The organism is Williamsia maris (assembly GCF_024171815.1).
In the GTDB taxonomy this organism is placed as follows: Bacteria; Actinomycetota; Actinomycetes; order Mycobacteriales; family Mycobacteriaceae; genus Williamsia_A; species Williamsia_A maris.
Genome location: NZ_JAMTCJ010000002.1, coordinates 1321394 through 1347467 on the forward strand (window position 1 = coordinate 1321394; position 26074 = coordinate 1347467).

Annotated in this window: 26 protein-coding genes; 18 read left to right on the forward strand and 8 right to left on the reverse strand. The window is 68.7% G+C overall.

All coding sequences use genetic code 11. The annotated features are described in order from the left end of the window. The first annotated feature begins 74 nt into the window (after positions 1-74). Complete coding sequence (locus tag LX13_RS12995; protein WP_253661707.1) at positions 75-1691, forward strand: 4-coumarate--CoA ligase family protein; 1617 nt, start codon at positions 75-77, stop codon at positions 1689-1691. Between the two features lies 1 nt (position 1692). Here LX13_RS12995 and LX13_RS13000 read toward each other — a convergent pair whose 3' ends face one another. From LX13_RS13000 to LX13_RS13015, 4 genes are all read right to left on the reverse strand, one after another. Beyond that, entirely contained in the window at positions 1693-3120 is a 1428-nt protein-coding gene (locus LX13_RS13000) for an MFS transporter (protein ID WP_253661708.1), read from the reverse strand. A gap of 61 nt (positions 3121-3181) precedes the next feature. Then, positions 3182-4735: an MFS transporter gene (locus LX13_RS13005; protein WP_301300939.1), complete on the reverse strand. Its 1554-nt coding sequence runs from the start codon at positions 4733-4735 to the stop codon at positions 3182-3184. 101 nt (positions 4736-4836) lie between these two features. After that, on the reverse strand, positions 4837-5265 hold the full coding sequence (locus tag LX13_RS13010; protein WP_253661854.1) for a nucleoside deaminase: 429 nt from the start codon (positions 5263-5265) through the stop codon (positions 4837-4839). A 20-nt stretch (positions 5266-5285) separates the two neighbouring features. Continuing rightward, on the reverse strand, positions 5286-6701 hold the full coding sequence (locus tag LX13_RS13015) for a purine-cytosine permease family protein (protein WP_372499891.1): 1416 nt from the start codon (positions 6699-6701) through the stop codon (positions 5286-5288). 103 nt (positions 6702-6804) lie between these two features. Between LX13_RS13015 and LX13_RS13020 the strand changes: the two genes are divergently transcribed. From LX13_RS13020 to LX13_RS13035, 4 genes are all read left to right on the forward strand, one after another. Continuing rightward, complete coding sequence (locus LX13_RS13020) at positions 6805-7551, forward strand: phosphoglyceromutase (protein WP_253661709.1); 747 nt, start codon at positions 6805-6807, stop codon at positions 7549-7551. Positions 7552-7606: 55 nt separating this feature from the next. Next, positions 7607-7936 carry a GNAT family N-acetyltransferase gene (locus tag LX13_RS13025; protein ID WP_253661710.1) on the forward strand — a complete coding sequence of 110 codons (330 nt, stop codon included), beginning with the start codon at positions 7607-7609 and terminating at the stop codon, positions 7934-7936. 200 nt (positions 7937-8136) lie between these two features. Continuing rightward, entirely contained in the window at positions 8137-9522 is a 1386-nt protein-coding gene (locus LX13_RS13030; protein WP_253661711.1) for a sensor histidine kinase, read from the forward strand. Beyond that, on the forward strand, positions 9519-10208 hold the full coding sequence (locus LX13_RS13035) for a winged helix-turn-helix domain-containing protein (RefSeq protein ID WP_188488815.1): 690 nt from the start codon (positions 9519-9521) through the stop codon (positions 10206-10208). The genes LX13_RS13030 and LX13_RS13035 overlap by 4 nt, the downstream gene beginning before the upstream one ends. On the opposite strand, the gene LX13_RS13040 is transcribed toward LX13_RS13035, so the two are convergent. After that, positions 10190-11005 carry a HugZ family pyridoxamine 5'-phosphate oxidase gene (locus LX13_RS13040; RefSeq protein WP_253661712.1) on the reverse strand — a complete coding sequence of 272 codons (816 nt, stop codon included), beginning with the start codon at positions 11003-11005 and terminating at the stop codon, positions 10190-10192. The two genes, LX13_RS13035 and LX13_RS13040, sit on opposite strands and share 19 nt — an antisense overlap. A 5-nt stretch (positions 11006-11010) precedes the next feature. Then, complete coding sequence (locus tag LX13_RS13045; protein ID WP_253661713.1) at positions 11011-11862, reverse strand: DUF3109 family protein; 852 nt, start codon at positions 11860-11862, stop codon at positions 11011-11013. Positions 11863-11896: 34 nt separating this feature from the next. Between LX13_RS13045 and LX13_RS13050 the strand changes: the two genes are divergently transcribed. From LX13_RS13050 to LX13_RS13090, 9 genes are all read left to right on the forward strand, one after another. Further along, complete coding sequence (locus tag LX13_RS13050; RefSeq protein ID WP_253661714.1) at positions 11897-12901, forward strand: Ppx/GppA family phosphatase; 1005 nt, start codon at positions 11897-11899, stop codon at positions 12899-12901. A gap of 16 nt (positions 12902-12917) precedes the next feature. Then, positions 12918-14444 (forward strand): Rv0497 family membrane protein, encoded by a 1527-nt coding sequence (locus tag LX13_RS13055; RefSeq protein WP_253661715.1) that lies wholly within the window; start codon positions 12918-12920, stop codon positions 14442-14444. A gap of 31 nt (positions 14445-14475) precedes the next feature. Then, positions 14476-15321, forward strand: coding sequence for a sugar phosphate isomerase/epimerase family protein (locus LX13_RS13060; RefSeq protein ID WP_253661716.1), 846 nt, complete (start codon positions 14476-14478; stop codon positions 15319-15321). A 54-nt stretch (positions 15322-15375) separates the two neighbouring features. Then, entirely contained in the window at positions 15376-16254 is an 879-nt protein-coding gene (locus LX13_RS13065; RefSeq protein ID WP_253661717.1) for a thioesterase family protein, read from the forward strand. Next, positions 16251-17102, forward strand: a complete 852-nt coding sequence (gene proC / locus LX13_RS13070; protein WP_253661718.1) for a pyrroline-5-carboxylate reductase — start codon at positions 16251-16253, stop codon at positions 17100-17102. Before LX13_RS13065 ends, proC begins: the two co-directional genes overlap by 4 nt. Before the next feature lie 316 nt (positions 17103-17418). Then, the gene (locus tag LX13_RS13075; RefSeq protein ID WP_253661719.1) at positions 17419-17667 is read left to right on the forward strand and encodes a helix-turn-helix domain-containing protein; all 249 of its coding nucleotides are present in this window, start codon (positions 17419-17421) and stop codon (positions 17665-17667) included. Positions 17668-17885: 218 nt separating this feature from the next. Next, complete coding sequence (locus tag LX13_RS13080) at positions 17886-17987, forward strand: 30S ribosomal protein bS22 (protein ID WP_003402602.1); 102 nt, start codon at positions 17886-17888, stop codon at positions 17985-17987. Positions 17988-18056: 69 nt separating this feature from the next. Beyond that, entirely contained in the window at positions 18057-19106 is a 1050-nt protein-coding gene (locus LX13_RS13085; protein WP_253661720.1) for an NAD-dependent epimerase/dehydratase family protein, read from the forward strand. A gap of 101 nt (positions 19107-19207) precedes the next feature. Beyond that, a complete protein-coding gene (locus tag LX13_RS13090) occupies positions 19208-20422 on the forward strand; it encodes a lysophospholipid acyltransferase family protein (protein WP_253661721.1) in 1215 nt (404 codons plus the stop codon). Between the two features lie 58 nt (positions 20423-20480). Here LX13_RS13090 and LX13_RS13095 read toward each other — a convergent pair whose 3' ends face one another. Together LX13_RS13095 and LX13_RS13100 are read right to left on the reverse strand one after the other, a co-directional pair. Continuing rightward, the gene (locus LX13_RS13095; protein WP_253661722.1) at positions 20481-20981 is read right to left on the reverse strand and encodes an endonuclease domain-containing protein; all 501 of its coding nucleotides are present in this window, start codon (positions 20979-20981) and stop codon (positions 20481-20483) included. Positions 20982-21442: 461 nt separating this feature from the next. Then, a complete protein-coding gene (locus LX13_RS13100; protein WP_253661723.1) occupies positions 21443-22582 on the reverse strand; it encodes an HAD family hydrolase in 1140 nt (379 codons plus the stop codon). Positions 22583-22679: 97 nt separating this feature from the next. Between LX13_RS13100 and LX13_RS13105 the strand changes: the two genes are divergently transcribed. From LX13_RS13105 to hemC, 4 genes are all read left to right on the forward strand, one after another. Further along, the gene (locus LX13_RS13105) at positions 22680-22940 is read left to right on the forward strand and encodes a glutaredoxin family protein (RefSeq protein ID WP_253661724.1); all 261 of its coding nucleotides are present in this window, start codon (positions 22680-22682) and stop codon (positions 22938-22940) included. A gap of 97 nt (positions 22941-23037) precedes the next feature. Then, positions 23038-23772 (forward strand): redox-sensing transcriptional repressor Rex, encoded by a 735-nt coding sequence (locus LX13_RS13110; protein ID WP_253661725.1) that lies wholly within the window; start codon positions 23038-23040, stop codon positions 23770-23772. Beyond that, complete coding sequence (locus LX13_RS13115; RefSeq protein WP_253661726.1) at positions 23769-25130, forward strand: glutamyl-tRNA reductase; 1362 nt, start codon at positions 23769-23771, stop codon at positions 25128-25130. Before LX13_RS13110 ends, LX13_RS13115 begins: the two co-directional genes overlap by 4 nt. Next, complete coding sequence (gene hemC / locus LX13_RS13120) at positions 25127-26053, forward strand: hydroxymethylbilane synthase (protein ID WP_253661727.1); 927 nt, start codon at positions 25127-25129, stop codon at positions 26051-26053. The genes LX13_RS13115 and hemC overlap by 4 nt, the downstream gene beginning before the upstream one ends. Positions 26054-26074 lie beyond the last annotated feature (21 nt).

The window sequence follows — 26074 nt, forward strand, 5'->3', positions numbered from 1 at the left end:
CGGCCGAATCGGTCACATTGATATTCTGGGACTCACGTCACTGAAACGACAGTGCGGCGACCAACGGAGGTTCCATGAGTTTCGCGAGTCCACACCCCGAGGTTTCGATCCCCGATTCGAGTGTGTACGACTACCTCTTCGGTGGGATCGAGGAATCCGACCTCGATCGGCCCGCGCTCATCGACGCCAAACCGGGAACCACCACCACCTACCGAGACCTGATCGCGCGCATCGACCTGTTCGCCGGAGCGCTCGCGGCGCGTGGCATCGGTGTCGGTGACGTGGTCGGTCTGCTGTCGCCGAACTCGTCGGCGTTCGCGATCGCGTTCCACGGCATCCTGCGATCGGGCGCCACCGCGACGACGATCAACGCGCTGTTCACCCCGAACGACATCGCCAAGCAGCTGACCGACGCCAAGGCCACCATGCTGGTGACCGTCGGTGCCCTCGCGCCCGGCGCGAAGGAGGCGATCGACAAGCTCGGCATCGCGGCCGATCATCTGATCGTCCTCGACGGCGAAGGCCTCGAGGCCACCGGCCACCCGAACGCCGCCGAGCTGCTCGGCGAGGGCAACGCCGCACCCGAGGTGAGCTTCGACCCGTCGACGCACCTCGCCGTGCTGCCCTACAGCTCGGGCACCACCGCAAACCCCAAGGGAGTGATGCTGACCCATCGCAACCTGGTGTCCAATGTGTGTCAGATCCGTCCGCTGCAGGGGATGCAGGCCGACGACGGGATCCTCGCGATCCTGCCGTTCTTCCACATCTACGGCATGACGGTGCTGCTCAACGCCGCGCTGCACGCGCGTGCGCACCTGGTCGTCATGCCGCGCTTCGACCTCACCGAGTTCCTGGAGAACATCCAGAACTACAAGTGCAGCTACGGGTTCATCGCCCCGCCGGTCGCGGTGGCCTTGGCCAAGCACCCGTTGGTCGACCAGTACGACCTGTCGTCGATCCACACCATCATGTCCGGCGCGGCCCCGCTCGACGCCGAGCTCGGCCACGCGGTGGAGAAGCGCATCGGGTGCCGCATGGTGCAGGGCTACGGGATGAGCGAGCTCAGCCCGGTCAGCCACGTCATCCCGTTCGACGGTGGACAGTCCATCCTCGGCGGCGAGAACGCGAAGCTCAGCTCGTCGGGCTGGACGCTGCCGAACTCGGAGAGCAAGCTCGTCGACCCGGCCACCGGTGACGAGATCGGCCTTCCGACAGAGGGATTGAGTGAGACCGGCGAGCTGTGGTTCCGCGGGCCCAACGTGATGGCCGGATACCTGAACAACGATGCGGCCACCGCCGAGACCATCGACTCCGACGGCTTCCTGCACACCGGTGACCTCGCCCAGGTCGACCCGACCGGCTGCGTCTTCATCGTCGACCGGCTCAAGGAGCTGATCAAGTACAAGGGCTACCAGGTGCCGCCCGCCGAGCTCGAGGCCCTGCTGCTCAGCCACCCCGACATCGCCGACGCCGCGGTCGTGGGCGTCATCGACTCCGAGTCCGGCGAGGAGATCCCCAAGGCGTTCGTGGTGAAGCAGTCCGGCACCGACATCACCGCCGAGGCGGTCATGGAGTTCGTGGCCGGAAAGGTGGCCCCGTACAAGAAGGTTCGCCAGGTCGAGTTCATCGAGGAGATCCCGAAGTCCGCTGCGGGCAAGATCCTCCGCAAGGACCTGCGCACCAAGGTCTGACCTACCGTGTGACCGGCGCCGGCGCCCGACCAGCCACGGTCGGGGCCGCGCGTCGGCCCGGGATCAGGGTGATCAGCACGACGCCGGCGACGGCCGCGATGACCCCGATCAGATAGACCCGCTCGAACGCCTCCCGGCTGGGGAACTCCCGCCCGCCGACCGTCACCGTCGAGGCCGCGAGCACCGTAACGGTGACCGCGGACGCCGTCGACGTACCGATGGACCGCATCAACGAGTTGAGGCCGTTCGCCGCGGCCGTCTCACCCACCGGCACCGACGCCATGATCAGGCCCAGCATCGCGGCGTAGGCGATGCCCAGCCCCGCGAACGTGATGGTCACGCCGGTCATGATCTGCCACGGCTCGTCCATCCAGATCACCACGAACAGATAGCCCGATCCCATCACCGCGGTACCGATCAGCAACGTGGCCTTGGGGCCCAGGGACGTGGTCATCCGCGCCGACACCGGCGACATGGCCAGCATCGCGAAACCCGCGGGGGCGACCCACAACCCGGCCGCCAGCACCGACTGGCCCATCCCGTGGTCGATGACACCGGGCACACGCGGGACCTGCATGAGGTACGGCGACACCAGCAGCATTCCCAACAGCGTAAAGCCGATGAGAACCGACACCAGGTTCGTCGCCAGGATGACCGGGCGGGCCGCCAGGCGCAGGTTCACCAGCGGTGAGGTGCACCGCAGTTCGTATGTGGCCCAGGCGATCAGGGTGATGACACAGACGATGACGAGGCCGATGGTGACGCCTCCGGTCCAGCCCCAGACCCGGCCCTTGCTGATCGCCAGCAGCAGGCAGGTCAACGCCACGGCGAGACCGATGGTCCCGATGACGTCGACGGTGCCGGTCGTCCGCTGCGGCGACTCCGGGATGCGGGTCGACACCAGGGTGAGGGCGAGCGCGGCCAGGCCGGTCGAGACCCAGAACAGTACGTGCCAGTCGAAGTGCTGCGGGATCCACGCGGCGATCGGCAGTCCGACGGCGCCACCGAGTCCCAGGGATGCGCCCATCGTGGCGATCGCGCCCGGTACCCGAGCGGCGGGGAGGATGTCGCGCAGCAGGCTCACGCCCACCGGGATGACGACCAGGGTGACGCCCTGCAGTGCACGCCCGACGAGCAGCGGGGCGAGCGAGTCCGACAGTGCACAGACGACCGACCCGACGAGCAGCGTCGTGAGTGCGGTGAGGATGACGCGTCGTTTACCGAACAGGTCGGCCAGACGTCCACCGGTCGGCAACGCGATCACCGCCACCAGCAGCGTCGCCGTGATCACCCAGGAGGCGTTGTCGCGGCTGGTGTCGAGGTACTCGGGCAACCGGGCGACGATCGGCAACAGGATGACGCTCTGCGTGTACGACGAGACCGCGCCGGCGAAACACAACGTCGCGACCATGATCGCCGGTCTGTTCACGAGCGTCATCGTGACCGATCAAGCGATCGGTGGCAATTCGAAACGACTCCGACGTCTCGGGTCAGCGGACGGGGGCGGCGTGCTTTCCGTAGGTGATCGCGCCGTTGACGCTGAGCTCGCCGTCCTCGATCTCGTCCGCTACAGACTCGGCCGGGTCGTCCTTGTTCTCGGGCAGGTCGACCGGCTGGGCGCCGGGGATCGCGTTCTTGTTGTCGCTGGGGATCAGCAGGATCAGCGCGACGGCCACCGCGGACGCGATCGCGCCGACGATGAAGACGAGCTGGAATGCGGAGCGGTCGGGGACGCTGGTGCTGCCGATGTCGACGGTCGAGCTCGCCAGGATCGTCGCGAGCAGGGCCGAGGCGATGGCGGTACCGATCGAGCGCATCAGCGAGTTCAGGCCGTTGGCCGACGCGGTCTCGCTCAGCGGTACCGCGGACATGATCAGCGACGGCATCGCCGAGTACGCGATGCCCACGCCGGAGCTGGTGACCATGACGGCCAGGGCGATCTGCCACGGTTGCGCGGCCTCGAACACGGCCAGCAGGTACCCCAGGCCGATGACGATGGTGCCGATCATGAGCGTGAACTTGGGGCCGATGTTGACGTTGAGTCGGGCCGAGACCGGCGACAGGAACATCATCATCAGTCCGCCGGGCGCCATCCAGAGTCCGGCCTCGATGATGCTGCGGCCCATGCCGTAGTCGAGGACGCCGGGGATGTTCGGGAGCTGGAGCAGCTGCGGCGACGCGAGGCTGATGCCCATCAGGGCGAAACCGATGACGATGGAGACGATGTTGGTGAAGAGGACGCGTCGGCCGATCGACACCCGGATGTTGACCATGGGCGATGTGGTCCGCAGCTCGTAGACGACCCACGCTGCGAAGACCACCAGGCCGGCGGCGACCATGCCCAGCGTCAGTCCACTGGTCCAGCCCCACGAGCGGCCCTTGCTCAGTGCGAGCAGGAGACAGACCAGTGCGATCGTCAACCCGACGGCGCCGACGGCGTCGAACGTTCCCCCCGACCGTGCCGGGGACTCCTGCACCAGCGTCAGCACGAGCAGGAAGGCGACCGCGCCGAGTGCCGCCGAGGTCAGGAACAGGACGTGCCAGTTGAAGTTCTGCGAGATCCACGCGGCGACCGGTAGACCGATCGCCCCGCCGACGCCCAGCGTGGCGCTCATCGTCGCGATCGCGCCCGCGATCTTCGACGGCGGCAGTTCGTCACGGAGCAGGCTGATGCCGACCGGGATGACGCCCATCGCCATGCCCTGCAGGCCGCGTCCGATGATCACCGGGATGAGCGAGTCGAACAGTGCGCTGATCGCCGATCCGATGACCATCAACCCGATGCTGGCGAGGATCACCGAGCGCTTGCCGAACATGTCGGCGACCCGACCGGCGATCGGCATCACGACGGCAGCGGCGAGCAGGGTCGAGGTGATGACCCACGAGGCGTTGTCGGCGCTCGTGTTCAGGTACTCCGGCAGCTTGCCGACGATGGGGACGACGAGGGTCTGCATGTAGGAAGCCAGCAGGCCGCCGAAGCACAGCACCGCGATCAGCAGCGTCGGCGACGGCTTGCGCTTCGGTTCCAGGCGTAAAGTACTCATTACTTGCATCATGCACGTAGTGGCGACGCGCAATCAATCTGTTTGCCTGTGACGACTTCTACATCCCGACATCTCGGACAATCGGGAATAAATGGCGGGACTCACTCCTCGCCGATGTCCTCGTTCCACACGTCGGGCCGCTCGGCGATGAACGCGGTCATCAGGTCGATGCAGCGGGGGTCGTCGAGGATGACGACGTCGACGCCGTGCTCGATGAGCCAGTCGTGGCCGCCCTGGAACGTCCGGGCCTCGCCGATGATCAGCGTGCCGATCCCGAACTGTCGGACCAACCCGCTGCAGTACCAACACGGCGACAGCGTCGTCACCATCGTGGTGTCGCGGTAGCTGCGTTGTCGCCCGGCGGCGCGGAAGGCGTCGGTCTCACCGTGGACCGACGGGTCGTCGTGTTGGACCCGGCGATTACGGCCGCGCCCGAGCACCGCGCCGTCGGGGCCGAACAGGGCGGCGCCGATGGGGACACCGCCTTCGTCCCGGCCGATCCGGGCCTGCTCCACCGCGATGTCGAGCATGGCCGTGGTGATCGAGGACGTCATGACGACACCGTCGCACGTCGCCGCCCCGCCGACAGCGCCGCGTAAAGACCTGCCGAGAAGAGGAACCCGGCGAAGAACGTGATGTCACCGAGGTCAGGGAACTCGCGCACCAGGTAGCCGGAGAACTTCGTCTGGTTGCAGAACAGCAGGATCGAGGCGACGGTACCGAGGACGAACGACGCCAGTCCGGGCCAGTTGCGCAACGCCCGGCTGTAGAGCAGTCCGGTGACGTCGGTGCCCCGCCGGAGGAACTGGTCGACGAACACGACGCCGAGCCACGGCCCGATCCAGTAGGCGATGATCAGCAGGAAGGCCTCATACGATGCAGCCGCGTCCTTGAGTGCCCACAGCGCCACGAAGAACCCGAGCACGCCGAACAAGACCGCCGCCAGGCCCCGTTCCAGGTTCTTCTTCGTCCTGATGCCGATGGTGGTGAAGGCCATGCCCGCGGAGTAGACGTTGACCGCGTTGGCCGAGATGGACCCCAGGACGATGGCGATGAGCAACAGATCCGACAGCCACCCCGGGAAATGGACTGTGAACTGGTGTGTGGGGTTGGCGTCGTCCGGGTCGGCAATGGTGGCCGACGCGATGCCGACGATCATGCCGAACGACGTCGACCAGAACAGGCCGGCGGCGGCGTATCCGCCTGCGGCCCAGCCCGTCACCGACCTCGGCAGGTAGCGGCTGTAGTCGGTGGCGTAGGGGTTCCAGCCCGCGGTGTAGCCGAATGCGGCACCCAGGGTGATGAGGAACCCGCCGATGCCCCCGCCGCCGCTCACCGCGGACGGCTCGGTCTTGGTGAACATGACGATGCCGGCGATGACGAAGATGACGGTCAGTACCGGGAACGCGTACTTCTCGAACGCGTGGATCATGTTGTGGCCCAAGAAGCCGATGGCCAGCTGCACCACCACGACGATGATCAGCGACACCACCTTGGGCAGCCCGGTGAGTGTGGTGATGGCGAACGCGCCGCTGACGCTGTTGGTGGCGAACCAGCCGACGCCGGCCATCACCGACATCAGGGTGGCCGGGACCACGTTGCCGAAGTAGCCGAAGGACAACCGCGAGATCACCATCTGCGGGACCCCCGTCGACGGCCCGCGCGCGGTGAGGATCCCGTGCGTGAGTGCGCCGAGTGCGTTGCCGATCACCACTGCGGCGATGGCCTGCCACATCGTCTGGCCGAAGAACAGAACCGCGATGACGCCGACGTAGATCGTCGCGAACTCCATGTTCGGCGACGTCCAGGTCCAGAAGAGGCTCACGGGGCTCCCGTGGCGCGCGTCGTCGGGGATCGGCTCGTTGCCGCCCGGTTCGACGGCGATCACCTTGGTGCCGTATCCCAGCGCGGCCGTGTTCATCTCGACGTCGTTCGTGCCGGACGGGGAATCGTCGGTGATGCTCATCCACAGAACTGTCCACCGCCGGGCAGACCACGGCAACGGGTACGGCCGCAATTAACAGCCTTGTCACCCGGCGGGGGCGGGTGGATGTGGAAAACTCTCCCGCATGGCTACCGGAACCCTGATCTTGATGCGGCACGGCGAGAGCACCTGGAACGAGTCCAACCAGTTCACCGGTTGGGTCGATGTGGACCTCACCGACAAGGGACGGGCCGAGGCCAAGCGTGCGGGGGAGTTGCTCGTGGAGCACGACCTGCTGCCCGACGTCCTCTACACATCGCTGCTGCGCCGGGCCATCGCGACCGCGCAGATCGCCCTCGACGTCGCCGACCGGCACTGGATCCCGGTGGTCCGCGACTGGCGCATCAATGAACGGCACTACGGCGCGCTGCAGGGCCTCGACAAGGCGGCCACCAAGGAGAAGTACGGCAACGAGCAGTTCATGCTCTGGCGCCGTAGCTACGACACCCCGCCGCCGGCCATCGAGCCCGACGCCGAGTACAGCCAGAGTGCGGATCCGCGCTACGCCGACCTCGATGCGGTGCCGCTGACGGAGTGCCTCAAGGACGTCGTCGAGCGGATGATCCCGTACTTCACCGAGGTCATCGCGCAGGACCTGCGCGCGGGTAAGACCGTCCTGATCGCCGCGCACGGCAACTCGCTGCGCGCGTTGGTCAAGCACCTCGAGCAGATCTCCGACGCCGACATCGCGGGCCTGAACATCCCCACCGGCAACCCGCGCCGGTACGACCTCGGCGACGATCTGATGCCCATCGGTGAGGGTGCGTACCTCGACCCGGAGGCTGCCGAGGCGGGGGCCGCGGCGGTCGCGGCGCAGGGCGAGAAGAAGTAGTCCGGCGGGCCCGCGAACCGGGTGCGTGTACGGATGTGCGGCGCTATCCTGGGATATGGCCCAGGACACACATTCGGAGAACGCATCCGCGCAGTCGCGGGTCCGAGTCACGCATTCACGGCCTCAGGAACGGTACGAGGCGTATCTCGGCGACGAGTACATCGGTTATCTCGACTACGTCGACGAGATCGAACAGGTGGTCATCACCCACACGGTGATCGCGGACCGGTTCAGCGGTCAGGGCTACGGCGGCCAGCTGGTACGCCACGTGCTCGACGACATCGCCCCCACCCACAAGCCGATCGTCCCGGTCTGTCCGTTCGTGGCGCACTTCGTCGAGCAGAACCCGTCGTATGCGTCGATGGTGGCCCGGATCAGCCGCTGAGCGACGTGTCGCGGGTCACCGTCTGCCCGGGCGCGAGGGCGAACGGGAGAAATCGCGGTGAACTCCACCCCAACAAGGCAGACCTGGCTTGTTACGGCGGTCGCCAACAAGCATTCTTGCCCAGTGTCGTGTTCAGCCAACCGTAAGCTCCGGGGTCTGGATTTCACCGACTCCGGGCTCGCCGACCGTAGGCTGACCGCGTGACCGCAGTGATCGTCGCCGGAATCGTGGTGCTGATCGCGATCGCGGGAGTCGGCGGATGGCTGATCGGGAGGCGGACGACCCGCCCGACGGTCCGATCCCCTGAGATCCTGCGGGCCACCACCACGCCCGCGCCCCGGACGACCCTCACCACCGACACCCCGATCGACGTCGCGGCCGACAGCACGTTGGGCAACCGCCCCAACGAACTCCTCGAGCCGGGCACCGAGACGGTCGACGGGCGCATGTCCAAGGCCGCGCTGCTGGCCCTGGTGGTGCAGACCACCGAGGTCGGGATCGCCGTCGTCGACGAACACCGCGACGTGGTCATGTTCAACCGCCGCGCGCACGAACTCGGCCTGGTCCACGATCACCTCCTGGAGGACCAGGTCTGGGCCGCCTCGCGGACCGTCCTCGAGACCGGCGAGGACGTCGACGTCGAACTCACCCCGCACCACGCGACCAACGGCTTCATCTCCACCGGGCGGGCCGTGGCGCCGCCGGTCGCGGTGCGTTGCGTGATCCGGCTGGTCACCGACGGCACCGAGCGGTACGCCGTGGTCTACGGCAGCGACGATTCCGACAACATGCGCCTGGAGGCGACACGACGTGACTTCGTCGCCAACGTCTCCCACGAACTCAAGACCCCCGTCGGCGCGATCGGCCTGCTCACCGAGGCGCTGCTGGAGTCGCAGGACGACCCCGAGTCGGTCCGGCACTTCGGCGAGCGTGTGATCACCGAGTCCACCCGCATGGGCAACATGGTCAACGAGCTCATCGCGCTCTCGCGGCTGCAGGGCGCCGAGAAGCTCCCCGACTCCGACGACGTGAACGTCGACGAACTCGTCGACGAGGCCATCCACCGTGCGCAGGTGGGCGCCGAGGCGGCGGGTATCTCGTTGAACACCGACCGGCCCAGCGGCCTGGTGGTCCGGGGTGACCGCACCCTGCTGCTCACCGCGCTGAACAACCTCATCGCCAACGCGATCGCCTACTCGCCGGCCAACTCGCCGGTGTCGGTGAGCCGTCGCGTGATCCCGGCGGGTACCGATCCGGCCATGGTGGCCATCGCGGTGACCGACCGCGGTATCGGGATCGCCCCGCGCGACCAGGCCCGCGTGTTCGAACGGTTCTTCCGCGTCGACAAGGCGCGGTCGCGGGCCACCGGCGGGACCGGACTCGGACTCGCCATCGTCAAACACGTCGCGGCGAACCACGACGGGTCGATCACCCTGTGGAGCAAACCCGGGACCGGCTCGACGTTCACGCTCGCGATCCCCATGTCTCGCGCCGGTGTCGGCGAGAAGACCATCCCTGCACCACGATTCACCACGGACAAGGACTCGGATCGCCGGGTTCTCGAGACGAAGGAACTGAACAGGTGACGCACGTCCTGATTGTGGAAGACGAAGAGTCTCTGGCTGATCCGTTGGCCTTCCTGCTACGCAAGGAAGGGTTCGAGACGACGATCGTCAACGACGGCTCGCGCGCGATCGGCGAGTTCGAGCGGGTCTCGCCCGACATCGTGCTCCTCGACCTGATGCTCCCGGGGGTGTCGGGAACCGAGGTCTGCAAGGCGCTGCGGCTCAAGTCCAGCGTCCCGGTGATCATGGTGACCGCGCGCGACAGCGAGATCGACAAGGTCGTGGGTCTCGAACTCGGCGCCGACGACTACGTCACCAAGCCGTACTCGGCACGTGAGTTGATCGCGCGGATCCGCGCGGTGCTGCGGCGCGGCGTCGACACCGGCGACGACCTCGGACTCGATGGCGGCCTGCTCGAGGCCGGTCCGGTGACGATGGACGTCGAACGCCACATCGTGTCGGTGGAGGGTTCGACGATCACGTTGCCGCTCAAGGAGTTCGACCTCCTGGAGTACCTGCTGCGCAACGCGGGACGGGTGCTGACCCGCGGACAGTTGATCGACCGGGTGTGGGGTGCCGACTACGTCGGGGACACCAAGACGCTCGACGTGCACGTCAAGCGACTGCGGTCGAAGATCGAGTCCGACCCGGGCAACCCCAAGCACCTGGTCACCGTTCGCGGCCTGGGCTACAAGCTCGAACCCTGACGGGCTGCCTTCGCGAGTTCGACGGTGGCGGCACGTAATCCGTCGGCGGAGTCGAGTCGGTGCGCGTACCCGACCCGGGTGTGCGCCGGCTGCGGCCCGCGCGGTGTCGCGACCAGTAGGTCGAGGCCGTACCGATCGGCGCCGGTGCATCGCGCACTGGTCGCATCCGGGTATCCGCCAAGGGCGCGGGCCATCGCCAGCAACGACTCGGCGTGGTCGGCGTTGAGGTGCTCGATCGCCGGACCAGCGTGCGGCACAACGGGATCGGGTTCGGCCGAGATGTAGTCGGTGCCGCTCGCGGAGTCCATGCGGCCGTAGCCGCCGACCCAGCGGACGCGGTGCACGCGCAGCACCCACAGCGAGAAGTCGCTGTAGTCGACGTAGTACTTCGCCGCGGGAACCGCCGCGAGATGTGCGGCGCGGGCCGCGTCGTACTCGTCGCCGACCGGGCGCTCGACCGCGCCGGCGAGCGTCACCCGACCGCTGGCCAGTGGGTCGTCGTCGGTGTCGGGGGTGACGATCGCGATGCTCGCCCGCGGGTCGTGCGCGAGATTGCGACCGTGCTCGGCCATGTGTGACACGCACAGCACCGGGGAGCCCTCGTGCAGGCCGTAGGTGACGAACGACGCCCAGGGGTCGCCGTCGGCGGTGAGCGTCGCCAGGGTCGCGGTGGTGTTCGACGCCGCGAGGGTCCTGGACTCCTCGGCCGGCGACGAGCGGGTGGGGCGCAGGACGTCGGACAGCGGCCCGGGGATCGTGGGGGCGTCGCCGGGGTCTCCGTGATCGCGATTGGCCATGGTGTCTACTCCTCGGGAGTCAGCGCGTATTTGATGTCACCGGTGCGGCGTTCGGTCGCACGGGCGGTCGCCGGGTGGATCGCGATCAGGCCGAGCCCGTTGCGACGACGGCACGCCGCGGCCAGCTCGTCGTAGGCGGCCTGGCCGATCAGCTCGGTCAGCTCGGGACCGTAGGACTGCCAGACCTGCTTCTCACCCACATGCGCGTCGGGGGACCCCGAGCAGTACCACTTCAGGTCCTCGCCACCCGAACCCCAACCGCGCCGGTCGAACTCGGTGATCGTGGTCTTGAGGATCTCGGAGCCGTCGGGACGCTCGACCCACGTCTGCTCGCGTCGGACCGGCAGCTGCCAGCACACGTCGGGCTTGACGGTCAGCGGCTCGAGACCCTTGCGCAGCGCCATCGAGTGCAGTGCGCACCCCGCGCCGCCGGCGAAACCGGGACGGTTGAGGAAGATGCAGGCGCCCTTGTGCTTGCGGGTCTTGACGGCAGGCTCGTCGTCGAGCTCGTCCTCCTCGAGGTAGCCGCGCTTGCCCAGCGGATCGCGTCCGGTGCCCTTGTCGTAGAACTGCCAGTCGTCCGGCGTCAGCATCTTCATGCCGCGTTCGAGTCGTTTGCGATCGTCGTCGTCCGACAGATACGCGCCGTGGCTGCAGCACCCGTCGTCCTCACGGCCCTCGATGATCCCCTGGCACGCGGGCGTGCCGAACACGCACGTCCAATGCGACAGCAGCCATGTCAGATCGGCGCTGATGAGGTGTTCGGGGTCGGCGGGATCGATGAAATCGAACCACTCGCGCGGGAAGTCGAGCTCGACTTCCGGGGCGGGGGTGATCTTGTCTGTGGCTGCCTGCACAACTGACAACGGTAGACGCACTACCCTCTGGGGCGTGCGCTTAGGAGTTCTGGACGTCGGCAGCAACACCGTCCATCTGTTGGTGGTCGATGCACATCGTGGTGGGCACCCCACCCCGATGAGTTCGACCAAGTCGACGCTGCGGCTGGCCGAACAGATCGATGCGAGCGGAAGACTGTCCCCACTGGGCGCGACGAAGCTGATCGAGGCCGTCGAGGAGTTCACCACCATCGCGTCGAGCTCGGGCTGCGCGCAGGTCATGGCCTTCGCGACGTCGGCGGTACGCGACGCGACCAACTGCGACCGTGTGTTGGCCGACGTCGAGAAGAGCACCGGCGTGCGGGTGGAGGTGCTGACCGGCGAGGACGAGGCCCGGCTGACGTCGCTGGCGGTGCGCCGCTGGTTCGGGTGGAGCGCGGGACGCATCCTGGCCCTCGACATCGGCGGCGGCTCGCTGGAACTGTCGAACGGGGTCGACGAGGAACCCGACGTCGCGTTGTCGTTGCCGCTGGGCGCGGGTCGACTCACCCGGGAATGGCTGACCGAGGACCCGCCGGGCAAACGCCGCGTCGCGGTGCTGCGTGACTGGCTCGACGCCGAGATGGCCGGCGCCGCGAAGGAGCTGACGGCGGCCGGGACGCCAGATCTGGCCGTCGGGACGTCGAAGACCTTCCGTTCGTTGGCCCGACTCACCGGTGCCGCGCCGTCGAGCGCGGGGCCGCGGGTGACGCGCACACTGACCAGCAACGGCCTCCGACAGCTCATCTCGTTCATCTCCCGCATGACGGTGAGTGACCGCGCGGAGCTCGAGGGCGTCAGCGAGGACCGCGCAGGCCAACTCGTGGCGGGTGCGCTCGTCGCGGAGGCCTCGATGCGGGCGCTGTCGGTCGATACCCTGGAGATTTGCCCGTGGGCACTGCGGGAGGGTGTCATCTTGCGACGGCTCGACGCGGGCGTGGCGATCCCGACCGACCCGGGGAACCCGGGTGCCGCGGACATCGACATCGTCACGAGCGGCCGCCCGAGCGCACGATCCTAGGAAAGGCAGAACAGGAATGGCCAGAGAACCGGATGCGGATTCACGGCCGATCTCGGTGGCCGAACTCATGGCACGGGCTCGGGAGCTCGACGATGCGTCGACCGACGGCGACGCCGGCTCGGACGGCTCGGGTTCGGACGGCTCGGGACGTCGACGTCGTGGTGGCGCCGGGTCGGTGTCGTTCGCGGAGCTGACCGGCGAGTTGCCACGCGTCTCCGACGCCCCCTCCCGCAGCGGGCGACAGGCCGCTGAGCAGGAGTCGAACGAGCCGGCCGCCACCAGTGCCCCCTCCGCGGACCCGGGGTCGCGCTTCGTCCCCACCGAGTCCTCGGCGCGGGTCGCCGAGCCGACCCGCGGGCCGTTCCCCCGATCCGAGCCCCCTCGACCCACCCGTGAGCCGGGGGTCTTCCCGCGGTCGGAGGCCCCGGCGGCCCGACCGTTCGAGCCGCCCACCCGTCCGGCCGCATGGGCCTCGCCCGACCGCGGTGCCGGCGACCGACCCGTCCACCCGCCGACCCGCGACATCAGCAGCGGGGCCATCGCGGACCGCTTCCGCGACCAGCGTCGGGCGGTCGCCGCCGACGCGGTCGAGACCGGCATCATCCCGCGCGTCGAGCAGGCACCGGAGGTCGACGCGTCGGCACCGCCGACCGGCTCGCTCGACGGCGCCGACCTGGGCCATCTCACCCCGCAGGAGCGCGAGCGCGAGTTCGAGCGGTACCGCAACTTCGAGGACATCGACGACCTCGCCGAGACCGAACCCGAACCGAAGAAGAAGCGTGGCCGCCTCGGTGGTCTGCTGCGCGGGCGATCCGCGACCGCCGCAGATCTGCCGATTGACGACGCCCCCGCCGACCCCGCTGACGACCACGAGCAGTGGGACGACCGCCCCTGGACCCGGTGGCCCGCCGACGACGCCGCCGACACCGACGCCGCCGACACCGACGCGGCCGAGACCGACGAGGTCCGCGACCACCTGCGCGATTCCGGTGACTTCGACTTCGCCGACGACTCCACCACCGCCTTCGGCGCGGGCGAGTCCTTCCCTCGCGACGACGCGGCCCCGCGTCCGGCTCCGCCCGTCGACGGTCGTCGTCGCCGGGACGCCGACGCCGAGACCCAGATCGTCGACCTCGACCAGGCCCAGGTGGGTGCGTACGCCGACGAGCGCGACGCGCAGGATCACCCCGCCGCCACCGCCGCCCCGGAGCAGCCCCGCCGTCGCCGGGCCCGCACCGACGACGCCGACACGACGTCCACTGAGCACGACACCGAGGCCTCGCCCGCACGACAGTGGGCGATGCTCGGGATCCAGGTCGTCGTCGGCCTCGTGGTGGGCGTCGGTCTGTTCCTCGGATTCCACGAGCTGTGGAAGTGGAACGTCTACTTCGCCCTGGTCCTGGCCGTCGTCGTGATGTTCGGCATGGTCACCACCGTGCACGTCGTGCGCCGCAGCCAGGACCTCATCAGCACCCTGCTCGCCCTGGGCGTCGGACTGATCGTCACGATCGGGCCGCTGGTGCTGCTCGCGTCGGGCAGTTGACCAGCGCAGGGACGACGCCGGGGGGCCGCACGTGAAGCTCGACATCCCCATCGGCCTGTCCACCGCGTCGGTCTATCCGCAGAACACCGAGGCGGCGTTCCAGTACGCCAACGAGCTGGGCTACGACGGCGTCGAGCTGATGGTGTGGGGCGAACAGGTCAGTCAGGACATCGACCACGTCCACTACCTCTCCGACCGCTACGCGGTGCCGGTGCTGTCGGTGCACGCGCCGTGTCTGCTCATCTCGCAGCGGGTGTGGGGCCGGGACCCGATCGCCAAACTGGCGCGGTCGGTGAGCGCCGCGCAGGAACTCGGTGCGTCGACGGTCGTCGTCCACCCGCCGTTCCGCTGGCAACGGCGCTACGTGAAGGGGTTCTCCGAGACCGTCGCCGAACTCGAGGCCGACAGCGGCGTCGCGGTGGCCGTGGAGAACATGTTCCCGATGCGCGCCGACCGCGTGTTCGGCAAGTACGAGCAGGCCGCCGACCGCATGCGCCGCCGCGGCGGGCCGGGGGCGGGCCTGTCGGCCTTCGGCACGTCCATCGACCCCACCGACGACGGTTTCGCGAACTACACGCTCGACCTGTCGCACACCGCCACCGCCGGTGTCGACGCGATCGCGCTCTACGAGCGGATGGGCAACCACCTCAACCACCTGCACCTGACCGACGGACTCGGTGCCGCGGTCGACGAACACCTCGTCCCCGGCGAGGGCTCCCAGCCGTGTGTCGAGATCTGTCGCCGTCTGGCCGACAGCGACTTCGCGGGCGCCGTCGTCCTCGAGGTCACCACGGGCTCGGCCCGCACCAAACCCGAGCGCAGCGAGATCCTCTCGCGGTCCCTCGCGTTCGCCCGTGAGCACCTCAAGCGGGCGTGATCGCCGCGTGCCCCAGTCCCTGACCCCGTACGAGAAGTCGAGAAGAGGATCCCCGTGACGTCGGTGACCGACCTGGCCGACCTGCGCCCCGACCCCGCAGGCGACGGCCCCGATCGACGCACCTACCGCATCGACATCAGCCCGGTGTTCACCATCGGACCGAAGGTGCACGGCGGTGTCCTGCAGGTGATCTCCGCGCACGCGGCCACCCGCGCGCTGCGGGAGACCGCCCCCGACGCCGACGGTGCGAACGCCGTCGCCGATCTCGTCCCGGTGGCCATCTCGACCGAGTACCTCGGCGCGCCCGACCCGGCCGAGGTCACCGTGCGAGCACAGGTGCGCAAACGCGGACGCCGCATCTCGGTGATGGACATCGAGATCGCGCAGGGGAGTCGCACGCTGGTCCACTCGTCGGTGTCGATGGCGCGCCTCGACCACGGCGAGCCCCGGCACGCCACGTCCGGCGCGCTCTCGGCCATGCCGGCGGAACCGCCCGCCGACGCGGTCCACGTCGACGGCTCGCCGCTGGCGTCGGTCATCAACCTCTCCGGTGCCATCGCGCTGGCCTACGACGCCGAATCGGCCCCGTTCGTGCGCGGCGAGGTCGGTGAACCGGTCCTGCGACTGTGGGCACGGCCCCACGACGTCGAACCGGACGCCTTCTTCGCCCTGCTGGCCGGCGACATCTCGGCGCCGGTGGTGATGAACCTCGGCCTGTTCGGGTGGGCGCCGACGCTGCAGCTGACCACCTACGTCCGACGGATGCCCGCGCCCGGATGGCTGCGGGTGCAGGCGTCGTCGTCGGAGGTCGGCGCCGGGTGGTTCGAGGAGGACCACCAGATCATCGACTCCACCGGCGCGCTGGTGGCCCAGTCCCGACAACTCGCACTCATCCCGGACGACACCGCGGCGGCAACAGGAGAAAAGCAATGACACAGCGTGTGGCCATCATCGGCGGCGGCAAGATCGGTGAGGCCCTGCTCGCCGGGCTCATCGCGTCCGGACGCGCGACCAAGGACCTCGTCGTGGCCGAGCGCGCGTCGTCGCGTGCGCAGGAGCTGACCGAGGAGTACGGCATCCGGGTCACCGACGTCGCCGACGCGGTGGAGGGCGCGGCCATCGTCGTGCTCGCGGTGAAGCCCGCCGACGTCGACTCGGTACTCGAGCTCGTCTCCGGCGTCGAGGACGCCGGCGAGACCGAGCGGCTGACGGTGACCCTGGTCGCCGGGCTGCCCACCCGCAAGTACGAGAGCTCGCTGCCCGCGGGCGCACCCGTCGTCCGAGTCATGCCCAACACCCCGATGCTCGTCAACGAGGCGATGTCGGCGGTCGCGGCCGGCCGCTACGCCACCGACGGGCACGTCGCGACCGTCGTCACGTTGCTCGAATCGGTCGGCAAGGTCGTCGTGGTGCCCGAGAGGCAGATGGATGCGGTGACGGCGTTGTCCGGGTCGGGTCCGGCGTACGCGTTCCTGATGGCCGAGGCGATGATCGACGCAGGCGTCGGGCTGGGGCTGTCGCGGCCGGTGGCGACCGAACTCGCCGGCCAGACCATCCGGGGCGCCGGCGTCCTGCTGACCGACTCCGGGCTCTCTCCGGTCGATCTGCGTGCCGCGGTGACCTCACCCGCCGGGACGACCGCCGAGGCGATCCGCCAGCTCGAGGCCAACGGGTTCCGGCACGGGTTCTACGAGGCGATGCGGGCCAACGTCGCGGCCAGCGTGGCGACCGCGGCCGCCCAGGTGGCCACCGGCGGGACCGAGCCGACCGACCGCGACTGATCTCCCCGTCCCACGACACACCGGGGCACTCGGAGCAATCCATTTCGGTGTCGTCGGGGCTCGCATACGGCCCATCTCGGACATCGGCCCGACGAATATCCAGTTCAGAGGGCTTCGTTACCGTGCGCCACGCCGACAATAGGGGCGACACGCCGAAGATATCGGTCTGCTAACCGATAAATCTCGGAATGGTTACCCACTCACGTCGCATCAACCACATCCGCCACGCTAAGCTCCCCTCAGCACGTGCGTGTCTGGTGTCCGCAGGAGGGGAAGCCTGCGGCCGCGACGCGTGCACCGGAGGTATGTGAATTTCATGGCGCCTGCAAACAAGCCCGGCGACCGGAACAACGCCACAGGCGGTGTTCCGATCACCAACACGGGCTCTGGTACGCAGTTCCTCACCGTGGCCGAGGTGGCCGCACTGATGCGAGTGTCCAAAATGACCGTCTATCGACTCGTGCACAACGGCGATCTGCCCGCTGTCCGCGTCGGTCGGTCGTTTCGGGTGCACGCGAAGGCGGTCCACGACTACCTCGAGACGTCGTACTTCGACGCCGGCTGAGCGATCTGCAGGTGACGACCGCCGGGGTGTGATTTCACCTCAGGCGTGACGAGCGGTAACGTGGTTCTCTGTTGTGTTCGCCGGGCTCTGCGGAAATAGTCGGCATGGCGGAAGCGCACGAGTGGAGCAATCCACTCCAGTGCGCACCCCGCGGCGCGACGCGCGCTCGTTGTTCCCAGACCAGTAGGACCGTTCGGTCAGATCGTGAGGATGCCCAGATGGGTTCGGTAATCAAGAAGCGCCGCAAGCGCATGTCGAAGAAGAAGCACCGCAAGTTGCTTCGTCGCACGCGAGTGCAGCGCAGGAAACTCGGTAAATGAGTTCGTAGCAACCTGCTCCACCAAGGAACCCGCCGCATGTCGGCGGGTTTTTCGGTTTATGGTGGCGGCATGACCGACGCCGCGCAGTTGCCCAAGGTGGTCCTGGTGACCGGGGCGTCGACGTTCCTCGGCGGCTACCTGACCACCCGACTCGCGCAGAACCCGGACATCGAGCGGGTGCTCGCCGTCGATTCGCGGGTGCCGACCAAGGACATGATCCGTCGGATGGGTCGCGCCGAGTTCGTGCGCGCCGACATCCGCAGGCCCACCATCGCCAAGGTCATCGAGTCCGCGCAGGTGGACACCGTGGTGCACGCCGCGACATCGGTGATGGACACCGTCGGTCACTCGCCCGCCATCAAAGAGCTCAACGTCATCGGTGCGATGCAGGTGTGCGCGGCGGCCCAGCGGTCGCCGTCGGTGCGACGGGTGATCCTGCGCTCCACCGGGATGGTCTACGGGTCCAGCGCGGCCGATCCGGCGCACTTCTCCGAGGAGACGCGGGCCCGGGTCGATCCGACGAGCGGCTACGGTCGCGACCTGCTCGACGTCGAGTCGTACGCCCGCGGGCTGTCGCGGCGTCGTCAGGACATCGCGGTGACCATCCTGCGTCCCACGGCCATCCTCGGCCCGAAGATATCGACCCGCATGAGCATCTACTTCTCGTCGCCGATCATCCCGGTGGTGATCGGGTACCAGCCGCGTCTGCAGTTCCTGCACGAGGAGGACGCGCTCGCCGCGCTCGAGCACGCAACCCTGCTGGGCAAGGCGGGCACGTTCAACCTCGCGGCGGACGGGGTGGTGTCGCTGACGCAGGCGATCCGTCGTGCCGGTCGGATCGAGCTGCCGGTGCCCGCCAACCTGTTGGGGTCGGTGGCCGGGGTGTTCCGGAACATGCGGGTGGCGACGATGCACGGCGACCAGGCGAGCTACCTGACCTACGGGCGCGTCCTCGACACCACCCGGATGCGCACCGAGTTGGGCTTCGCGCCGCGATACACGAGCCTGGAGACCCTCGACGACTTCATCAGCCGCAGGCCGCTGGAGCCGGTGGTCTCGGCCGCTGCGTGGCACCGTCTCGAGCGCCGGATCACCGAAACCGCACGCGCGCTCGTGTAGGGGCAGCACGCACCCCGCGTACCTTCTACACTGAACGCGGATCAGGGGTCGGCATATCGCCCGGGCACTCGTGGAATCGACGCGGAGAGGTTGTTGGGACATTGGTCAAAGGCAACGGCGCGTCCGATGCTCGGACCGCCAAGGTGATCCAGCTGTACGCCTCGCCCCCCGAGGCCCCCAGTCGCGAGCAGGTCCGCCGCCGCCATCCTTCGCAGCAGAAGTCAACGGAGCGAACCGATTCCGGCATCGAACGGACTCCGACGACGCCGCGCAGGCCCCGCGCGCCCCGACCCGCGCCGCCCCGGGCCGGCCATCCCAACCCCGGCGGAGCCGGCCATCCCAACACCGATGACTTCCTCGCCGATCCGGCTGACGTCACGCCGATCAGCAAGGACATGGCGACCCGTCTCGACGCCGCCGGTCTGCCGGTCCGGCCCACCGGGTCGCCGCTGTTCAGCCTGAGCAGTCTGCGTTCGACCCTGGCTGATTCGGTGATCGCCGGCGCCGGATATCTGCGCGAGCGGCTGACGGGCGACTACGAGGTCGACGACTTCGGCTTCGATCAGCACTTCACCGAGAACGTCTTCCTGCCCGCGATGCGGGTGTTGTTCGACAAGTGGTTCCGCGTCGAGGTCACCGGCATCGAGAACATCCCGGCCGAGGGTGGCGCGCTGCTGGTCGCCAACCACGCGGGCACGTTGCCCATCGACGCGCTGATGACGTCGGTGGCTGTCCACGACCACCACCCCCAGCATCGTTTCCTGCGGATCCTCGCCGCCGACCTCGCGTTCGAGTCGCCGTTCGTCGGACAGCTGGCCCGCCGGACCGGGTCGACCCTCGCCTGCACCGCCGACGCCGAGCGGTTGCTGCGCGGCGGCGAACTGACCGGCGTCTGGCCGGAGGGCTTCAAGGGCGTCGGCAAGCTGTACAAGGATCGCTACAAGCTGCAGCGGTTCGGTCGCGGCGGCTTCGTCACCACCGCCCTGCGTGCAGCCGTGCCGATCGTCCCGGTGTCCATCGTGGGGTCGGAGGAGATCTACCCGATGCTCAGCGACCTCAAGCCGCTGGCGCGACTGGTCGGTCTGCCCTACATCCCGGTCACGCCGACGTTCCCGGCACTCGGACCGCTCGGCCTGGTCCCGCTGCCGTCGAAGTGGCACATCCACTTCGGCAAGCCGATCGAGACCAGCCAGTACGACGAGCAGGCCGCCGACGACCCGATGGTCGTCTTCGACCTGACCGACCACGTCCGCGAAGAGATCCAGCAGACACTGTTCCGCATGCTCAGTCGCCGAGGGTCCGTCTACTTCGGCTAGTTCGGTCCACAAACCACGCCGCTCAGCGTCGTTGGCTGCACTGTGCGGACAACGCTCGTCAGCCGTGTGGGTTGTGGCGGGGTGATCGGTGGCGGTTGGTTCTGACCAACTCCAGGATCACGTGCTCGGACTCGCCCCACCGGTGAACGACGTCGGTATAGGTGAATCGCACGGGAACGTAGCCGCGCCGGATCGCTTCCCGATCACGTCGTCGGTCCTCGGAGAATTTTGCCCGGCCGGTGTGAAACTCTTCGCCGTCGACTTCGACGATCAGCCGTTCGCCGACCAGAAGATCGACCCAGCCGACACCCGAGATCTGCACCTGGGGTGTGACCGCGATGCGCCGACCACGAAGCCGCAGGCGGACCATGGTCTCGGTGCCGGATTGCGCGCGTCGGTCGCACTTGTCGAGCAGGCGCCGAGCAGAGGTCGGCGCGTCCGACAAGGTGTCGGCGAGTTCCTGCAACGTCATCAGATGCTGGTTCAGAATCGAGTCGCACACCACGACGAGCCCCTCGTCGTCCAGGCATCGCACTGCGTGCCGGAGCGCCACCGCCACGTCGTCGACCGGCCCGGCCTCGACCTCGTATCCGCCGTGTTGTGAGCAGAACGGGCCCGGGAGTCGGCGGTTCTCGGAGTTCGCACGAACGTGGATGTTCGTGTCGTGTTCCGGCACCCATACGCCGTGCAGCCGAAGGGCCGACAGACAGCTCAGTACCCCGCCACGCGCGACCGCGGCAGCGACGGAGGGGTCGGCGAATCGCGTTGCGTACCAGCCCCGGCGGAGACGGATGAGGTCTCCCTTCGTCACCGCCGACCTCACCTGGGCCTGTGTGTGACCCCGATCGATCAGAGCCCGCCGGCTGTAGACCCCCGCATCTCTCATCGGGTCAGTCTGCGGTTGCCGGGTGGCCACATCCCGTCAGATGTGGAGTCATCCACAACCCACGTCGCTGCGCCGCTATCTGTGCATGACGCAGCCGACAGCGCTCAGCGACGTGGGTTGTGTACCGCGCGAAGTCAGTCGCGGAACTTGCGGACCGCGGCGACCGCGCCGCCACCGGCGGCACCGAGCAGGACCGCGGTGGGCAGACCGATCTTCGCGGCCTTGCGGGCGGTGCGGTAGTCGCGGATCTCCCAGCCACGCACCCTGGCGACATCGCGTAGGTCGGCATCGGGGTTGATCGCCACGGCGGTACCGCACAGCGACAGCATCGGGACATCGTTGTGGGAATCGGAGTACGCCGTACATCGCTTGAGGTTCAGCCCCTCGCGAATGGCCAACGTGCGCACCGCGTGTGCCTTGCCGAGCCCGTGCAGGATGTCGCCGACGAGGCGGCCGGTGAACTTCCCGTCGACGCTCTCTGCGACCGTCCCGAGGGCACCGGTCAGGCCGAGGCGGTCGGCGATGGTCTGCGCGAGTTCGACCGGCGTCGCGGTGACGAGCCAGACCTGCTGGCCGGCGTCGAGGTGCATCTGCGCGAGGGTGCGCGTACCCGGCCAGATCTTGTCGGCGATGGTCTCGTCGAAGATCTCCTCGCCGAGCCGGACGAGTTCCTCGGTGGAGCGACCGGCGATGAACGACAGCGCCTTCTCCCGACCCGAGGCGACGTCGTCGGCGTTCTCCCGTCCGGTCACGCGGAACTTGGCCTGCGCCCAGATGAACTCGGCCATGTCGCGGTAGGAGAAATAGTCGCGGGCGGCGAGGCCGCGGGCGAAATGCACGATCGACGCGCCCTGGACCAGCGTGTTGTCGACGTCGAAGAATGCGGCCGCGGTCAGGTCCGGCGGGACGTCGGTGGGGGCGCCGGGTTCGTCGTGCTCGCCGTCGTCGAGGCGGGTGCGTTCCTGCAGCGTCGCGTAGGCGGCCTGGGCGCTGGCCTCACCGGCCAGGGAGTGGCGGAGTTCGGCGGCGGACTGACGGAACCGGCCGACCCGACCCGATCCGGTGGAGCGACCCGCTCGCGAGGTGATCCAGTTGCTGACGGTCCCGCCGGCGTCACGCTCGTCCGACGGATCGGAGCTCGTGTCGGGGTCGGGTCCGGCCAGGACCTCCTCGGAATCGGCGACACCACCGCTCTGTGCGGTGCCCGGGTCGACGGCGTCGTCGGTGTCGCCGTGCTCCGGGTTCGGGCCGGTCTCGCCGGGCGTATCGGTCACCCCATCGCCTCCTGCTCGCTCACGGCCCCAGCGTAGTCGCACGGCCAGGGCGCACCGGAGAAAAGGTGGTGTGCGGCGCGGGTGCACAATCGAATCCGTGGTCGTCACCCTGCTCACCCGTGCCGGATGCCCTGCGTGCGCTCGCGCGCTCGACGAGTTGCGCGGGGTGTGCGCCGGGTACGACGCGTCCCTGACCGTCGTCGACGTCGACGAGGCCGCGGCGCACGACCCGGAGCTGCGTGCCGAGTTCGGCGACCGGCTGCCGGTGGTCCTGCTCGACGACCGCGAGCACAGCTACGGCGAGGTCGACCTGCCGCGGCTGCACCGCGATATGACGGCCGCCACAGAGGAGGCGTGACCCTTTTGTGAACGCATTCACAAGCGGTATACGCTCGATTCGGTTATCCGCGCCGCCAACGACGACGGGCGCGGACACGATGAGTCGGAGCCAGTAGATGCCCAGATCACCCGAAGAGAACGGAGCGTCCATCCCGGACGCGTCGGTCGCACGGTTGGCCACCTACCTGCACGTGCTGCGCTTGTTCAGCGAGCACGGTGTGCTCGTGACCTCCAGCAGCCAGCTCGCCACCGCCGCGGGCGTGAACTCGGCGATCCTGCGCAAGGACCTCTCCCACGTCGGCGCCAACGGCGTACGCGGCGTCGGCTACGACGTCCGGCGTCTCACCGCCCGCATCGCGCTGGCCCTGCACACCGAGGACACCCACAACGTCGCGTTGGCCGGTGCGGGCTTCCTCGGCCGCGCGTTGCTCGCCCACACGGGTCTGGGTCGCGGGTTCACCGTCGTTGCGATGTTCGACACTGACCCCGACCTCATCGGTACGACATTTCCCGCGGCCGGTGTTGAACTGACCGTGGCACCGATGACCGATCTCGCCGACGACTGCGCGGCGAAAGGTGTCGACATCGCCGTCGTGGCGACGTCCGACTCCATCGCGCAGCAGACCTGCGACGCCTTCGTGCGCGCAGGCGTCCGACAGATCCTCAACTTCACGACGGTGTCGTTGCACACCACCTCCGACGTCTACATCCGTCCGGTGGACCTCGCCCTCGAACTCCAGGTCCTCGCGTTCAACGCGTCCCGCAACGCCGGCGAGGAACTGACCACGAAACCCGCCGCCGCCGACACGGCTCCCCGTGTGTCGACGGCTCAGAGATCGGTAGCAGTGTGAGTATCTTCCTGTTCGGTGTGTCCCACCGCAGTGCACCCGTGTCGGTGCTGGAGCGGTTGGCCATCTCCGACGACGCCCGCCCGAAGCTGGTCGACGCTCTGCTGGAGACGCCGCAGATCTCCGAGGTGATGATCGTCTCCACGTGCAACCGCGTCGAGATCTACGCCGTCGTCGACGCCTTCCACCCCGCCCTCGAGGCGGTGGGCGCGGTCATCGGTGAGCACTCCGGCATGACCGTCAACCAGATGACCAGCCACGCCTACGTCCGGTACTCCGAGGCCGCGGTCGAGCACCTGTTCACCGTCGCCGCCGGTCTGGACTCGATGGTCGTGGGCGAGCAGCAGATCCTCGGCCAGATCCGCGCGGCCTACGCCAGCGCCGACGAGAACTCCTCGGCCGGACGGGTTCTGCACGAGCTGGCCCAGCAGGCGCTGCGCGTGGGTAAGCGCGTCCACAGCGAGACCGGCATCGACCGCGCCGGGGCGTCGGTGGTGTCGGTGGCCCTCGAGCGCGCCAAGACACTGCTGGGCACCCGCGGCGAGCCCGGCACGATCGACTCGGCCGTGGTGCTCGGCGCCGGCGCAATGGGTGGCCTCGCGGCCGCGCATCTGGCCCGCGACGGCGTCACCGAGCTGCGCGTCGTCAACCGCACCACCGAGAAGGCCGAGCACCTCGCGGCCAACGTCGCCAAGAACCACGGCGTCCGCGCCTCCGCGGTCCCGATGTCCGGGCTCGCCGGTGCGCTGGCCGACGCCGACGTCCTGGTGAGCTGTACCGGCACGGTCGGCTCGTTGGTGACCGTCGGTGAGGTGCACTCCGCCCTCGCCGCCCGCACCCAGTCGACCCCGCTGGTCATCTGCGACCTCGGACTGCCCCGCAACGTCGATCCGGCCGCCGCGCGACTGCCCGGCGTGCACATCGTCGACATCGAGGGACTGCGCGGCGACGGCGCGACCCAGGCTGCTGCGGCCGACACCGCCGCCGCCCGCGACATCGTCGCCGGCGAGCTCGCCGACTACCTGACCCATCAGCGACAGGCCGAGGTCACCCCCACCGTGACCGCCCTGCGACAGCGCGCGGCCGAGATGGTCGAGGCCGAGATCATGCGCCTGGAGACCAAGCTCCCCGGCCTCGACGACCCGCAGCGCGACGAGGTCGCCAAGGCGGTCCGCCGCGTCGTCGACAAGCTCTTGCACGCACCCACGGTGCGGGTGAAGCAGCTCGCGTCGACCCCGCAGGGCGACCACTACGCCGAGGCCCTGCGCGAACTCTTCGAACTCACTCCCGGTGCCGCCGAGTCGGTCTCGGCGCCCGAGACCGGGCTGCCCGGTGAGATGCGCGCACGAGGTGACCGTTGACGATAAAGATCGGCACCCGCGGTTCACTGCTGGCGAGGACGCAGTCAGGGGTCATCCGCGACCAACTGATCGCGGCCGGGCACCCGGCCGAACTCGTCATCGTGAAGACCGCCGGTGACCTGTCGGCGGCGCCGGTGGCCGAGATCGGCATCGGCGTGTTCACCACCGCCATCCGCAACGCCCTGCACGCCGGTGAGATCGACGTGGCCGTGCACTCCTACAAGGATCTGCCCACCGCGCCGGACCCCGTGCTGAGGATCGCCGCCGTCCCGCCCCGCGAGGACTCCCGCGACGCGCTGGTGGCGTCGGGTGGTCGGGTGCTGGGCGAACTGCCTGCGGGTTCGACGGTCGGGACGTCCGCTCCGCGACGGGTGGCGCAGCTTAACGCACTGGGTCTCGGTTTGGAAATCCGCCCCCTACGAGGCAACCTAGATTCTCGGTTGGGCAAAGTCGCCAGCGGTGAGCTCGATGCAGTGGTTGTGGCCCGTGCAGGGTTGGTTCGAATCGGTCGTGCCGATGAGGTCACCGAGGCGTTCGATCCGGTTGTGCTGCTACCGGCACCCGCACAGGGCGCTCTGGCTGTGGAGTGCCGCTCCGACGATGCCGAACTGGTGAGCATTCTCGCCGAGTTGGACGACGCCCCCACGCGGGCAGCGGTCGACGCCGAGCGCGCAGTGTTGGCGGCCCTCGAGGCCGGGTGCACTGCTCCGGTCGGAGCGATCGCCGAGGTGGTGGAGTCGATCGACGACGACGGGCGCATTTTCACCGAGCTGTCGCTGCGTGCGGCGGTCGCGGCCGAGGACGGATCCGAGGTGATCCGATCGTCGGTGGTGGGCCCCGTGGACAACGCCGTGGCGCTCGGTCGGGAACTCGCCGCAGAACTACTGGATCGCGGGGCCGCCGAGGTCATGCGCAACCGGTAGCCACACCGACAGACCCCTCAA